At 49.1% G+C, this 13,299-nt stretch carries 12 protein-coding genes; 5 read left to right on the top strand and 7 right to left on the bottom strand.

What is annotated here, in order from left to right:
- Positions 1–45 precede the first annotated feature (45 nt).
- From phoU to IDZ20_RS14905, 5 genes are all read right to left on the bottom strand, one after another.
- Complete coding sequence (gene phoU / locus IDZ20_RS14885) at positions 46–780, bottom strand: phosphate signaling complex protein PhoU (protein WP_188152240.1); 735 nt, start codon at positions 778–780, stop codon at positions 46–48.
- Between the two features lie 76 nt (positions 781–856).
- Positions 857–1,693 carry a phosphate ABC transporter ATP-binding protein PstB gene (gene pstB / locus IDZ20_RS14890; RefSeq protein ID WP_245792362.1) on the bottom strand — a complete coding sequence of 279 codons (837 nt, stop codon included), beginning with the start codon at positions 1,691–1,693 and terminating at the stop codon, positions 857–859.
- Positions 1,694–1,791: 98 nt separating this feature from the next.
- Positions 1,792–3,039, bottom strand: coding sequence for a phosphate ABC transporter permease PstA (pstA, locus tag IDZ20_RS14895; protein ID WP_223144989.1), 1,248 nt, complete (start codon positions 3,037–3,039; stop codon positions 1,792–1,794).
- 58 nt (positions 3,040–3,097) lie between these two features.
- Positions 3,098–4,498 (bottom strand): phosphate ABC transporter permease subunit PstC, encoded by a 1,401-nt coding sequence (gene pstC, locus IDZ20_RS14900; RefSeq protein ID WP_188152243.1) that lies wholly within the window; start codon positions 4,496–4,498, stop codon positions 3,098–3,100.
- Between the two features lie 228 nt (positions 4,499–4,726).
- A complete protein-coding gene (locus IDZ20_RS14905) occupies positions 4,727–5,770 on the bottom strand; it encodes a PstS family phosphate ABC transporter substrate-binding protein (RefSeq protein ID WP_188152244.1) in 1,044 nt (347 codons plus the stop codon).
- Positions 5,771–6,054: 284 nt separating this feature from the next.
- On the opposite strand from IDZ20_RS14905, the gene IDZ20_RS14910 reads away from it, so the two are divergent.
- From IDZ20_RS14910 to IDZ20_RS14920, 3 genes are all read left to right on the top strand, one after another.
- Positions 6,055–6,645, top strand: coding sequence for a TRAP transporter small permease subunit (locus tag IDZ20_RS14910; protein ID WP_188152245.1), 591 nt, complete (start codon positions 6,055–6,057; stop codon positions 6,643–6,645).
- Positions 6,646–6,761: 116 nt separating this feature from the next.
- Positions 6,762–8,072: a TRAP transporter large permease gene (locus IDZ20_RS14915; RefSeq protein WP_245792363.1), complete on the top strand. Its 1,311-nt coding sequence runs from the start codon at positions 6,762–6,764 to the stop codon at positions 8,070–8,072.
- Between the two features lie 82 nt (positions 8,073–8,154).
- Positions 8,155–8,550, top strand: a complete 396-nt coding sequence (locus IDZ20_RS14920) for an acyl-CoA thioesterase (protein ID WP_188152246.1) — start codon at positions 8,155–8,157, stop codon at positions 8,548–8,550.
- A 40-nt stretch (positions 8,551–8,590) separates the two neighbouring features.
- Here IDZ20_RS14920 and IDZ20_RS14925 read toward each other — a convergent pair whose 3' ends face one another.
- Both IDZ20_RS14925 and IDZ20_RS14930 read right to left on the bottom strand, forming a co-directional pair.
- Positions 8,591–9,469: a LysR family transcriptional regulator gene (locus tag IDZ20_RS14925; protein ID WP_188152247.1), complete on the bottom strand. Its 879-nt coding sequence runs from the start codon at positions 9,467–9,469 to the stop codon at positions 8,591–8,593.
- 99 nt (positions 9,470–9,568) lie between these two features.
- Positions 9,569–11,341: a putative bifunctional diguanylate cyclase/phosphodiesterase gene (locus IDZ20_RS14930; RefSeq protein WP_188152248.1), complete on the bottom strand. Its 1,773-nt coding sequence runs from the start codon at positions 11,339–11,341 to the stop codon at positions 9,569–9,571.
- A gap of 454 nt (positions 11,342–11,795) precedes the next feature.
- On the opposite strand from IDZ20_RS14930, the gene IDZ20_RS14935 reads away from it, so the two are divergent.
- Positions 11,796–12,398, top strand: coding sequence for an FMN-dependent NADH-azoreductase (locus IDZ20_RS14935; protein WP_188152249.1), 603 nt, complete (start codon positions 11,796–11,798; stop codon positions 12,396–12,398).
- Positions 12,395–13,297 carry a pirin family protein gene (locus tag IDZ20_RS14940; protein WP_188152250.1) on the top strand — a complete coding sequence of 301 codons (903 nt, stop codon included), beginning with the start codon at positions 12,395–12,397 and terminating at the stop codon, positions 13,295–13,297. Before IDZ20_RS14935 ends, IDZ20_RS14940 begins: the two co-directional genes overlap by 4 nt.
- Positions 13,298–13,299: the final 2 nt, after the last annotated feature.

Genomic DNA, 13,299 nt, shown 5'->3' on the forward strand with positions numbered 1-13,299 from the left:
GAATAAGGCGAGTGCGGGACCGCACTCGCCGAGTAGTTTATGAGGTTACAGGCTATTTGTATCGATCTGCTTTTCAATATGTTTTTCGATCTGCTTAATGGATACATGACGAACATCGCGACCGTGAACAAGATAAATAACGTGCTCGGCAATATTGCGAGCGTGGTCGCCAATTCGCTCTAGTGATCGCAGAGCCCAAATAACATTCAATACTCTTGAGATTGAGCGAGGGTCTTCCATCATTAGGGTGATCATTTCACGCATAGCGGACTTGTATTCGCGATCGATTTTTTTGTCTTCGCGCATAACTTTAATCGCGCCGTTAACGTCGAAACGTGCGAATACGTTGAGGGCGTCGTTCATCATTTTTTGAACATTTTCGGCAAGGTGCCGCAGTTCGATAAAGCCGTGAACCGGTGCGGGTTCTTGGCTGAGCTCTAATGCCATGCGCGCTATTTTTGCGGCTTCATCGCCCATTCGTTCCAAGTCACGTACTGCCTTACTTACGATAAGTACCAGACGCAGATCCGATGCCGCCGGTTGGCGTCGAGCCAATATTTCGGTGCACTCGGCGTCGATGGAAACTTCAAGGTCATTTACGCCTTTTTCGTTTTCGAGCACCTTTTCTGCGAGTTTGGCATCCGCTGTTTCAATAGCGAGCACGGCGTCGATTAATTGTTTTTCGACCATGCCTCCCATTTCGAGTAGTTCGGTGCGAAGGTTTTCCAAATCGGCGTTAAATTGCTGCGAGATATGCTGGTCCAGCTGGAGTTTGTCCATTGTATTGGTCCTAAAATGTTAACAGGCGTCGGCTCTAATGAGGTTTCTACGGTTAGATGTCTACAGCAGAGTAAGCTTAGCCGAAGCGGCCAGTAATATAGGCTTCAGTTAGTGAATGTTCGGGATTAGTGAACACTTTTTTGGTGGGGTTCACTTCGATTAACTTACCCATATGGAAATACGCGGTACGACTGGAAACACGTGCCGCTTGCTGCATCGAGTGGGTCACAATCGCAATGGTAAAATTTTGACTAAGTTCAGCAATAAGCTCTTCGATCTTAGCGGTTGCGATAGGGTCCAGTGCCGAGCAAGGCTCATCCATTAAAATAACTTCGGGGCTAACCGCAATAGTACGCGCAATACACAAACGTTGCTGTTGACCACCCGACAATCCTGTCCCTGGCTGGTGTAAACGATCTTTAACTTCATTCCAAAGACCGGCACGACGCAAGCTGGTTTCCACAATTTCGTCCATTTCTGAACGGCGACGTACGAGGCCGTGAATTTTTGGACCGTAAGCAACGTTTTCGTAAATTGTTTTCGGGAAGGGGTTGGGTTTTTGAAACACCATACCAACGCGTGCACGCAGTGGCACCACGTCTAATTTGGAATTGTAGATGTCCATGCCGTCCAGCTCGATGGAACCTTTTACCTTACAAATTTCAATGGTGTCGTTCATTCGATTTAAACAGCGCAAGAACGTGGACTTACCACAGCCAGAAGGACCGATCATGGCGATCACTTCGTTTTTGCCGATATCGAGGTCAACGCCAAATACAGCCTGCTTTTCGCCGTAAAATACGTCGACATCGCGCATTTTAAACTTGGCTTTAGCACCATTTAAAAGCGGTTTGCCAACAGTGTTGAACTTCTCTTGCGAGGTGGATTGTTCGGAATTAAGTGCGTCGTTCATCGATTGCTCTTGGGGCTGTTCGTTGGTCGCGCGAAGCGCGCTAATGGGTTCGAGTTGTTCGGTCATATCCATCTTCTAATCCTCACTAGTTTACGCGATTACCAGCGTCTTTCTAGGCGTTTACGCAGCCAAATGGCCATCGTGTTCATGGTTATGAGAAAGGCTAATAGCACCATAATGGCGGCCGAGGTGCGTTCTACAAAAGCACGTTCGGGGCTATCGGCCCACAAAAAGATTTGCACTGGGAGTACGGTTGCTGGGTCGGTAATACCACCGGGTACGTCGGCAATAAACGCGACCATACCAATCATCAACAGTGGCGCTGTTTCGCCTAGCGCTTGCGCCATACCGATGATTGCACCGGTTAGCATACCCGGCATGGCGAGGGGTAATACGTGCTGCAAAATCATTTGCATCTTTGATGCACCCATTCCCAACGCCGCTTCACGAATCGATGGCGGTACCGATTTAATCGCCGCACGACTTGAGATGATAATGGTTGGCAGGGTCATTAGAGTTAGCACCAAACCACCCACCAAGGGCACCGAGCGTGGGAAGTGGAAAAAATTGAGAAAGATTGCTAGACCTAGTAGGCCAAAGATTACCGAGGGTACAGCGGCGAGGTTGTTGATATTAACTTCGATAAAATCGGTAAAGCGATTACGGGATGCGTACTCTTCCAAGTAAATAGCGGCGGCGACTCCAATGGGGAAGGATAGAGCAAGCGTTACGATTAAGGTGAACAGGCTACCCATCACCGCACCTAAGATACCGGCCTGTTCTGGCTCAGAGGAGTCGCCCGAGGTAAAGAAGTTGGTGTTGAACTTCAGTTCCACTAGGCCCTGCGCTTCGAGCTGATTAATCCACTCCACTTGCGGTTCGCTTAGCCTGCCGATAAAGGGGTCGTCGGCGCGCACGCTTTTTACGTAGGTGTCGAGATCATCGTCGGCCAGCATGGTTACCTTGCGCGTTTCGCCGAGCAAGCTAGGGTCTTGTTCCAGCATAGCGCGCAGTTGATAGCCTGCGGCGTAGCTAATCAGCGCGTATAACTGACGTTTGGCGGTGCGCCCAGTCACTTCGGGTAATTGATTAAGCAGGGCGCGTCGCACAATGCCATCGAAGTTGGCAAGTGCAAGCGACTCAGGCGTTACCGCTTCAATGCCGAGTACTTCAGTGTCGTAGGTTACCTCTAAGGTAACGTAGGTTTGCCGGAAGGCGCCCATACCGGTGCCGATAATTTCGGTAAATAACACTAATAGTGCGAGCAAGCCGACACCGATCGAGGCAATGCCGAAGGCTTTAAAGCGTCGCTCCGAGCGATAGCGTCGCTTCAGATTGCGCTCCATAGCGGCAGCCAAATCGCTATGTGACAGGCCGTTAGAGGTTGAGGTATCGGGAGATGATTTATTCATATTGTTCACGGTATTTTTTCACGATGTGAAGTGCGAAATAGTTGAGTGCAAGTGTGACTAAAAACAGCATCAACCCCAAGGCGAAGGCAGCGAGTGTTTTTGGACTATCAAATTCTTGGTCGCCAACTAACAGTGAGACGATCTGCACGGTTACAGTGGTAACAGAATCCAGTGGGTTTGCGGTGAGCTTTGCGGCGAGGCCAGCGGCCATAACCACAATCATGGTTTCGCCAATAGCGCGTGACGCCGCAAGTAGTACGCCGCCGACGATACCGGGTAAGGCCGCGGGAATGACGACCTGACGAATCATTTCTGAGTGGGTGGCACCGAGGCCAAGCGCACCATCGCGCAGTGATTGTGGCACGGCGTTGATTACGTCATCGGAAAGGGACGAGATAAAGGGGATAATCATCACGCCCATTACCATGCCTGCGGCTAGAGCGCTTTCAGAGGTGACGTTGACGTAGTCGTTTAAGCCAATCGAAACCGCGACGTCGCGAATAAAGGGCGCTACGGTAATGGCGGCGAAAAAGCCATAAACAACTGTGGGAATACCGGCGAGTACTTCGAGCAATGGTTTCACATAGCTACGCACGCGTTTCGACGCGTATTCTGATAGGTAAATAGCCGACATAAGCCCTGTAGGCACGGCTATGATCATTGCAATAGACGCGATCAGTAGGGTGCCGGTGAATAGTGGTATGGCACCAAAGCTACTAGATCCGGCTACTTGGTCTTTGCGAATCGCCGTTTGCGGGCTCCACTCCAGTCCGAATAAAAAGTCGGAAATTGGAACGGCGTGAAAAAACCGCAGAGATTCGAACAGCACCGACATGACAATGCCAACCGTGGTGAGGATGGCGATCATTGAACAACCCAATAGCGCCCAGCGGAATAGTCGCTCTACGCGCGCTCGGGCTTGCAGCTCGGGCGCTACTCGGCGCCAAGCGAACAGGCCAAACAACAGCATGCCGGAGCAGGCTAGACTGGCGAGTAGCCAGTTGCTGGTGACCTTCATGCTATGCACGTGCTGTGCGGCATCGGTCATGTACTGGGGGATATTGGCGTCCACGACTTGACCGGCGACAATGTTATAGATTTGGTTGAGAATCAAACCTTGTTCGGCGGGGTCGGTATCGTGGAAATTAGCGGGAAGCTGGCTAATTACCATGGATTCGAGAATGGTTGACTCGAATATCATCCAAACAATGAGTAGCGCTAGGGCGGGGAGCAGTGCCCACAGCGCCGTAAGCATGCCGTAGTAGTAAGGAAGTGAGTTTAGGTAACGCGGCCCGCCAACAGTTTCGGCGAGCTTTAATGAGCGCCCTCGGCCCAGCGTAAAGGCGGCAAAACTGCCAGCCGCAACCAGTAACAATAACAACGAAAAATCCATAAAGCCGCGGCCTCAATATTGATGTGCTCTATAGCAAAAACCCAGCATTGGGCTGGGCTCGGCGCAAGATTATACCCTTTGTCAGGGCTGATACCTAAATCTCATCATCCCTTAAGACGTTGGTATCGAGCGGAGTGCGAATATAAATGCAGCTCTGCTCTGGTTAATTTGGTCCATCAATCAAGATCCTAATCCGTCTGGATGTAGTCTTTGTGACAGCCAACTAAACTATAGAGACTTAAGTACTTCCAAGTTTTTAACCGCAGCACCAATCTTCTTACGTTTTGCGCTATTGAGAGGAATCATGCCTTTCTCGGTCAGGTAGCCTTCATCGCCCCAAGCTTTTTCGCTAGTGAACTCGGCAAGGTATTCGGCAATTCCTGGAATCAGGCCAACGTGCTGCTTTTTAACGTAAAAGTACAGCGGGCGTGAAACAGGATAGCTGCCGTCGGCGATAGTCTCAAAGGTAGGTGCTTCGCCGTCGATGTGAGCAGCTTGTACCTTGTCTGAATTTTGGTCGAGGAAGCTAAAGCCAAAAATACCTAATGCGTTAGGGTTTGCGTCCAGCTTTTGTACGATTAGATTGTCGTTTTCACCGGCTTCGATGAAAGGGCCATCTTCACGCATGATGTGGCAAATTTCTTTGTAATGGTTCTTGTCGGAACTCTTCAGCTCTTTGATCCAGCCGAATTTTTTACAACCGCCTTCCATTGCCAACTCAACAAATGCATCGCGGGTACCAGAGGTTGGTGGCGGCCCTAGTACTTCGATAGCTGTTGCTGGCAGTGTTGGGTTTACATCTTTCCACGTTTTATAGGGGTTTGCGATGGTGGTAGCTGTTCCGTCAGGGTTTGGCACTTGTTTGGCGAGAGCTAAGAACAAGTCTTTGCTGGTTAGCATCATCGCCTTGGTTTTTATCGAATTGGCTATCACGATACCGTCGTAACCGATCAATACTTCAACAATGTCGGTAACGCCGTTGGCCTGACACATTTCAAACTCAGCCGCTTTAATGCGACGAGAAGCGTTAGACATATCCGGAGAGTTTGCACCCACGCCGCTGCAAAAGTTTTTAAAACCGCCGCCAGTACCGGTAGATTCAACGGTCGGGGCTTTGAATTTAGTGGCTTTACCAAAACGTTCAGCAACAACCTTAGAAAATGGGAATACGGTAGAGGATCCGACAATGCTAATGGAATCGCGCGCTGCGAACGCAGATGAGGCGCCGATAGTTGTGGCGGCCGCCAGAGTCAGAGCTAGTAATTTTTTCACAGAGATCTCCTTAAGAGACGTTTTGTTGGTTGAATCGTTAGTGTGTTCAGCCAGAAAGCACTAAATAGGTGCCTCATGACCTTATAGCCGAGCATCTTATGACGGATATATTACGGATATATGACAGTTTGCAAATTATCGCGCTTGTGGTATCCACCGCTGGCGACGATAAATCGACGTAACCCTAGAGGATCGGTCTATAATGGCGCTGTTTGTTACAAGGCTAGAGCCGAGTAGAGAACGCATAACCCAAAAATAACGATCTCCTGATTAAAGCTGAGTCTATGTCGAATCTTCCTACTTCTAATACTCCAGTATTTGCCCGCCTGCTGGGTGCCTTTAGTTCGGGAGTGGACCGCTTCAGTGCAGCTTTGGGCAACACCCTGTCTTGGCTTACCTTATTAATGGTGATTTTGGTGGCCGGTATTGTGATTGCGCGAGCACTGTTTAATGTTGGTTCAATCGCGGTGCAAGAATCTGTTACCTATTTGCATGCCATAGTGTTAACCCTGTGTTTGGCCTACAACCTACAGCAAGGTGGCCACGTACGTGTCGATGTGTTTTATGGGCGTTTTCGACGCGAGCAAAAGGCGTGGGTAGATGCCGTCGGCAGCATTGTTTTTCTTATACCCTTCGCGCTGTTCTTACTTTTGGCCAGTTGGCGTTTTGTCGCTCACTCGTGGCTTATTCGTGAAACCTCAGCCGATCCAGGCGGTCTGCCTTTTGTGTTTGTTCTAAAAACACTTATGCCCTTGGCTGGTGTGCTACTCGCATTGCAGGCTTTAAGCGAGGTCGCTCGCAATTTGCTGATTATCAGTTGGCGCAATACCATGGCGGAATCAGATAGTAGCCACCTCGCTGAGAACCCTCTCTAACGAATCAGATGCGGCTAACAACGACTACCCAGCGCACTAGCGCCAACTAACAATAACGGATAAATGTGACAGAACTACTCCCCCTCTTTATGTTCGCTTTCATCTGCGCCGCACTAATGTTGGGCTACCCAGTAGCCTTTACGCTTGCTGGCTGCTCTTTGCTATTCGCGGGGATTGGCGTGTTGCTCGGCGCGTTTGACCCGAATTTACTGTTGGCCTATCCCGACCGGCTTTACGGGACTATGACCAATACCACCCTGATGGCGGTGCCGCTGTTCATTTTCATGGGGGTGATGTTGGAACGCTCTAAAATTGCTGAAGAGCTTTTAGAGCGTATGTCTCATGCGTGTTCGCGCTTTCCGGCAGGCTTGGGTCTTTCGGTTGTGTTGGTGGGCGTATTGATGGCCGCCAGCACTGGTATTGTTGGCGCCACGGTGGTGACTATGGGGCTTATGTCCCTGCCGACCATGTTAAAGCGTAACTACAGCCCTGAGCTGGCAGCGGGCACGATTTGCGCTACGGGTACGCTGGGCCAGATTATTCCCCCCTCTATTGCGTTGGTGCTTTTGGGCGACGTGCTCTCCAGTGCCTATCAGCAGGCTCAACTTAACTTGGGTGTTTTTAACGCGGCGCCAGTATCGGTGGGCGATCTATTTCTTGGCGCCATTGTTCCGGGGTTGTTGTTGGTGAGCTTATATATAGGCTACTTGTTGTTTGTCGGCATTTTTAACCCCCAGCAAGCGCCAGCCTTCAAAGATCAAGAGGCCGTTTCCGTACAGCAACTGTTGATTAGTATAGCCCCGCCCATACTGTTGATTTTACTGGTATTGGGTTCGATTATGGCCGGTGTTGCCACGCCCACTGAGGCGGCTGGTGTAGGCGCGCTGGCAGCGTTAATCTTGGCGTTAATCAAACGCCAGCTAAGTTGGGCCACGCTGCAATCGGTGGTGCAGTCTACTACCCGAGTGACCGCCATGGTGTTTGCCATTTTGTTGGGCGCATCGTTATTTTCGCTGGTATTTCAGGGCTTGGGTGGCGACCACTTGGTGGCGGCGTTCTTCGAGAGTCTACCTGGCGGTGCATTCACCGCTATGCTGGTGGTGATGGTTGCGATCTTTTTACTGGGGTTTATTCTCGACTTTATCGAAATTACTTTTGTTGTTATTCCAATTGTCGGTCCGATTTTACTGGGGTTGGGTATTGACCCCGTATGGCTTGGCATAATGATTGCGATCAACTTACAAACATCCTTTTTAACGCCGCCATTTGGTTTCGCGCTATTTTACTTGCGCGGTGTAGCGCCAGACAGCGTATCGACGCTTGCGATATATCGCGGTGTACTACCGTTTATTGTATTGCAGCTGTTCACTTTGATTTTGTTGTCATTTTGGCCGGCCTTAGCAACCTGGTTGCCACAAAATCTGTAGTGAAAATGCCATCTAATTAGGCTATACCAGCGCGGTACCTATCAAAGTTTTAAGGCCAATCGGCCACATTTAAGGGGCATGTATGTCAAGTATTGATGAAGATCCAATTCCCAACGGCGAGCTGGTTTTACAGACCTTAGCTTTGCCGCGCGATACCAACTCCAACGGCGATATTTTTGGCGGTTGGTTGATGTCACAAATGGATCTAGGGGGGGCGATTGCTGCTCGTGAAATTGCGCAGGGCAGAGTCACTACTGTTGCCGTGGGTAGTATGGCGTTTTTATTGCCGGTACCAGTTGGTGCCACGGTTAGTTGTTACTGTGAAGTGCTTGAAATTGGGCGGGCCTCGATTAAAACCCTGATCGAGGTTTGGGTGAAAACCTACAAGCGTTCGGAGCAACAAAAGGTAACCGAGGGGGAATTTGTTTACGTCGCCATTGATGACTCTGGCCGAACTCGACGCATTCCTAGAGATTAAAGTAGCGGTGCAGAATTAGTTAAGCTAAAACGATCGCAACTCAAACAGTAAGGTGAGTGCTGAGTTCTTCGGCGACCGCTTTTACCGCAGGACCGGCGTTGTCGGGTGAAGCGAGAACCAAGTACAGCGGAATAATACGCTCGCCGCCATTGCTGAGGGTTAGCTTTTTTAATTGCTGAGTTTTTAATTCATTACCGATGCGATGTTCAGGAATAAAGCCAAAGCCCAAGCCGGCTTTAATCGCTTCGATGCTGGTTGACAAATAGGTCACAGTCCAGCGTTGGTCTGCGGCCAGCCAACCCGCATCTTGGTTGCGTTTTATCCCAGAGTCGCGCACAACTAATTGTCGGTGCCGACGTAAATCCTGTTCGGAGACGTCTTCAGTCTGTCGACTTAGGGGGTGATCGAGACTGGCCACAGGTATCATTCTAACTTCGCGCAAAGGCCTGCCGATAAACCCTGGTGGAACCCTTGGTGTTAGCGCAATATCGGCTTGTTTAGTAAACAGTGCTTCATCGGTACCCGAGAGTGTGGTTTCGAGAAGTTTAATGCGGGTTATTGGGCTGGTTTTAGAGAAGCTTTGTAGGCCGCACAACAGTACGTCGATTGGCACTAGTGCGTCGGCAGCAATCGTTACTTCCGCTTCCCATCCCTTGGCTAAGTATTGTGCAGACTTTTCAAGTTCACTTGCTTGTTGCAGTAAGTGGTTGGCTTGTCGATAGAGCACTTTGCCAGCTTCCGTTAACGCTGCTTTGCGTCCTTGTTGTTGCAATACGGCTACAGGCAATTGCTCTTGTAGCTTGGCGATAATGTAACTAACACTAGACTGACTTTTATTCAGTACATCTGCGGCTTTCGCAAATGACCCTTCATCAACCACCGTTTTAAATGTCTGCCATTGCTCGAGAGTGATTTTCATGGGCGCAGCTCGTTGAAAAACTTAGCGATAATAGCGGCAAATATGCCGAGTGGTGGGAATGGTTAGGGAAATAACTATAAAGGAGCGGTGCGGAAACTACTAGCGCTGGTGCAGGCGGTCACTCATCCAGTTGGTAAACTTATCGACCGGCAATGGCCGTGAAATAAAGTACCCCTGAATTTGATCGCAACCAATTTTTTCTAAGGTCGCGAGTGAGGCTGCCGTTTCGACACCTTCAGCGACGGTTTTTAGTTGTAGTGCCTTACCGAGTTCTGAAATCGCTTTAATAATGGAAGACGCTTCGGCAACATCATCTTCATAGGCGGTATCCAGTTGTGCGGTAAAAAATCGGTCAATTTTTAATTTATTCAAGGGGAGTAAGCGTAATCGATAAAGGCTTGAATAACCCTTGCCGAAATCATCCAAGGCAATTTCAATTCCAAGTTGCTGAATTGCACCGAGCACGCTAATCACTTCGGTCTCACATTCCATTAGGGCGGTTTCGGTAACTTCAATTTGAAAGAACCGGGGCGCTACATCACTGCGTTCTAATAGCGTGCGAATACGTTCGACAATATCGATATTTTGCAGTTGCACTACCGATACATTGATACTGAGCTGTAAAGGAGGGAAACCCTCTTCAACCCAAGCACGTTGCTGCCGAAATGATTGGCTTAGAATCCAGTCGCCTAAATCTGAGATGAGCCCAGTCGTTTCGGCAACCTGTATGATTTTTTCGGTATTGTAAAAGCCGCCGTTACTGTTCGGTAGGCGCAGCAGCGCTTCGGCGGCAAGTTCTTCGGAATTTGTGGTGCTTACAATTGGCTGATAGAACAATTCAAATGTGCGGTTTTCGATACCGTCAATGATCGCTTTCTCAAGCAGATGAAATTCACTCGCGCTACGCTGTAAAAAACCATCGAATACCTGGTGCCGATTTCCACCCGACTTTTTGGCTTGGTGCATGGCCAAGTCGGCCGAGTGTATTAAATCGTCGATATTTTTAGCGTGCTGCGGGAAGCAGCTAATACCAATGGAGGCGCTGATATTAATGTGATTGCCATCAATGTTAAACGGTAGTCGTAGGCTCTGTAATATATGTTGCGCTATAACCACCGACATAGTGCGGAAGGCGCTAATTTGAGAAATTAGCACGACAAATTCGTCGCCGCCGATACGGGTAATTAGATCACCCTCGCGAATACATTTACGTAAACGTTCGGCCACTTTTTGGATCAGCTTGTCGCCAATGTTATGACCCTGTGCATCGTTCACGGGTTTAAACCGGTCTAAATCGATATAGAGTGCGGCCATCTTTTGTTTACTACGTTGCATCTCGGTTAAATGCAGTGCGCCGTATTCAAACAGGAGTGCTCGGTTGGGTAAGCCTGTAAGTGGATCGTGTTTAGCGGCTTGAAGTAGCTGTTGGTTAACCAATTCCTGCTCGGTAATGTCTTCACTAAAGATAACTGCACCGGCAATTATCTCCTGTTCATACCAGGGGTATACCCCCCAGTTTTTCCAGCGAACTCGCCCCTGCTCATCTTCACAGCGATCTTTTTGTACAACTTGAATTTCGCCGCCAAGGCTTTTTTCGTGAATGCCTCGCCAGTGATCTGGAATGTCAGTGTGAACGCTATAGTAGATCTCGCCAATCAGCTGTTCTGCTTTAAGGTTCTGATCAAGAACCCACTTGTTGCTTACGGCTAGGTAGCGCATGTCGCAATCAAAAACGGCGATAGCGGAGCTGGAATGTTCTAAAAAAAGGCGCAACAGCGACTCATTGTGTGCCAACGAGAAATCCGTTTTTTGGGCGTCGGTCGTTTGGAGCAAAGACTGTAGCGACGCTGTGGAGGCCAGTAAATCAGACATAAATGTGTATTGTCGGTCTTCGATGGGACGGGGGCGGTATCGATCAGTGTTGAAAACTGAAGATTTTGCGCCTGTTGCATCTAAGTGTAGACAAGATAAAGGCGTAGGGTGTGTTGCGATTAAGTCTTGTGGCGTTTAAACCGTCAAATTTGAACAAATGAACGCCTTTCCGTGCGGGTTATGCTTGCTGAAAAGTCGATAGAGGTATCGACCCTGTCGGTATTGGCCTGTTTTTCGTGGTTGCAGTGGAGACGTTTATGAATTTAGGCCGCTACTCGGCAGGCTAACCTTGCTGTTTGGAGACGCTGAAATAGCTAGTTTTTGAATTATACATCTATAAAGTAGATCAGTTAATGCATGAATCGCGAACAATTAATCATAAATATTGGTGTAATCTGGGTTCATTGATCGTCCTGCAGTGGGCAGGCGAATAACGTCAAGTTTGGAGCCTATTATGACTACACGTATTTTACAGATCGATTCAAGCCTGTTTGGTGGTGCTGGTGTATCGGCACAGCTAGCCGAGTTCGCACTGACTAAAATAAAAGCGCAATACGATGATGTTGTGGTGGTCAAACGCGATTTAGCAGCTGATCCGATCCCGCACTTTGATGCCTCTACAATTGCCGATATTACCGAAGGTAAGGCGGCCTTAGCCGATACATTAATCGCTGAGCTAGTCGAGGCGGATGTGCTCATTGTTGGCGCGCCTATGTATAACTTTGGTGTTCCATCGGTATTAAAAGCTTGGATGGACCATGTTGCTCGTGCGGGTTCGACCTTCAAGTATACTGAAACTGGCCCAGTGGGTTTGCTGAGCGACACAAAGGTTATTGTGTTGGCAACGCGCGGTGGTATTCATCTCGGTCAGCCAAGCGACGTTGAAACCCCCTTTATTAAAAACTTTTTTAGTTTTCTCGGTCTGACGGATATTGAGTTTGTGTACGCTGAAGGTTTAAATCTTTCCGGCGGCCAACGTGAGCAAGCGATAACTAAAGCGGAGGCAGCAATTAGCGACTTAGTGAGCGCATTAAGTGAGCAAGGAGAAGTGGCATGATCAGTAATCGTACGGCGGAGTCGGCTCAGGCCGAAGTTGCCTCAAAGGGGCGTCGAGTAGAGGAGCAGATTGTCGCGCGTGCGACCTCCGACGGTGCCAATGTGAAATTGTTGCGCGTGTTCGGCGGGCAGGGGCCAGAACGATTCGACCCCTTTTTGATGTTGGATGAGTTTGGTTCAGAAACTGCGGATGACTATATCGGCGGCTTTCCACCTCACCCGCACCGTGGCTTTCAAACTGTAACCTATATGTTACAGGGTAAAATGGAACACCGTGATCATATGGGTAATGTCGGATTACTAAATGATGGTGCTGTGCAGTGGATGAACGCCGGTAGCGGCATCATTCATTCAGAAATGCCGAAGCAAACCGAAGGTAAGATGCGTGGCTTTCAAATCTGGTTGAACCTGCTAAGCGGTAAAAAAATGTCGCCAGCCTATTACAAAGATATTCAGGCCGACCTCATACCTGAATATTTGCTGGAAGGCGTTTATGTAAAAGCGATAGCAGGTGAAATGGAGTTGTTGGGTTCGACGGTGAAAGGGTATTTTTCTGTAGAAGATACCGATGCTCAATTTATGGATATACATTTGCAGCCGGGTTTCGAATTGTCGGTGCCGGTTTCTTCAGGTTACACCGCGTTGGTCTATACCTACGATGGCGAAGTAACCCTAACCGACAAGTATGTTCCCGCTAAGGCGCAAACACTGTCGCGGCTGGTCGATGGTGATAACGTATTGGTGAGTAATGCCAGTGATGCCGTTGCTCGCGTAGTGGTGCTTGCGGGTAAGCCCTTACGCGAGCCTATTGTTCAGCACGGGCCGTTTGTAATGAATAGTGTTGAAGAAATCAATCAAGCCATTGCCGACTACAACGCAGGCACGCTAGCAGAGTCTTAGGT

The organism is Teredinibacter waterburyi (genome assembly GCF_001922985.1).
GTDB lineage: Bacteria > Pseudomonadota > Gammaproteobacteria > Pseudomonadales > Cellvibrionaceae > Teredinibacter > Teredinibacter waterburyi.

What these genes read in the sequence shown, in the direction of transcription:
- phoU (WP_188152240.1), bottom strand. Translation starts at nt 780, where the DNA reads ATGGACAAACTCCAGCTGGACCAGCATATCTCGCAGCAATTTAACGCC.
- pstB (WP_245792362.1), bottom strand. Translation starts at nt 1,693, where the DNA reads ATGAACGACGCACTTAATTCCGAACAATCCACCTCGCAAGAGAAGTTC.
- pstA (WP_223144989.1), bottom strand. Translation starts at nt 3,039, where the DNA reads ATGGAGCGCAATCTGAAGCGACGCTATCGCTCGGAGCGACGCTTTAAA.
- pstC (WP_188152243.1), bottom strand. Translation starts at nt 4,498, where the DNA reads ATGGATTTTTCGTTGTTATTGTTACTGGTTGCGGCTGGCAGTTTTGCC.
- IDZ20_RS14910 (WP_188152245.1), top strand. Translation starts at nt 6,055, where the DNA reads ATGTCGAATCTTCCTACTTCTAATACTCCAGTATTTGCCCGCCTGCTG.
- IDZ20_RS14915 (WP_245792363.1), top strand. Translation starts at nt 6,762, where the DNA reads ATGTTGGGCTACCCAGTAGCCTTTACGCTTGCTGGCTGCTCTTTGCTA.
- IDZ20_RS14920 (WP_188152246.1), top strand. Translation starts at nt 8,155, where the DNA reads ATGTCAAGTATTGATGAAGATCCAATTCCCAACGGCGAGCTGGTTTTA.
- IDZ20_RS14925 (WP_188152247.1), bottom strand. Translation starts at nt 9,469, where the DNA reads ATGAAAATCACTCTCGAGCAATGGCAGACATTTAAAACGGTGGTTGAT.
- IDZ20_RS14930 (WP_188152248.1), bottom strand. Translation starts at nt 11,341, where the DNA reads ATGTCTGATTTACTGGCCTCCACAGCGTCGCTACAGTCTTTGCTCCAA.
- IDZ20_RS14935 (WP_188152249.1), top strand. Translation starts at nt 11,796, where the DNA reads ATGACTACACGTATTTTACAGATCGATTCAAGCCTGTTTGGTGGTGCT.
- IDZ20_RS14940 (WP_188152250.1), top strand. Translation starts at nt 12,395, where the DNA reads ATGATCAGTAATCGTACGGCGGAGTCGGCTCAGGCCGAAGTTGCCTCA.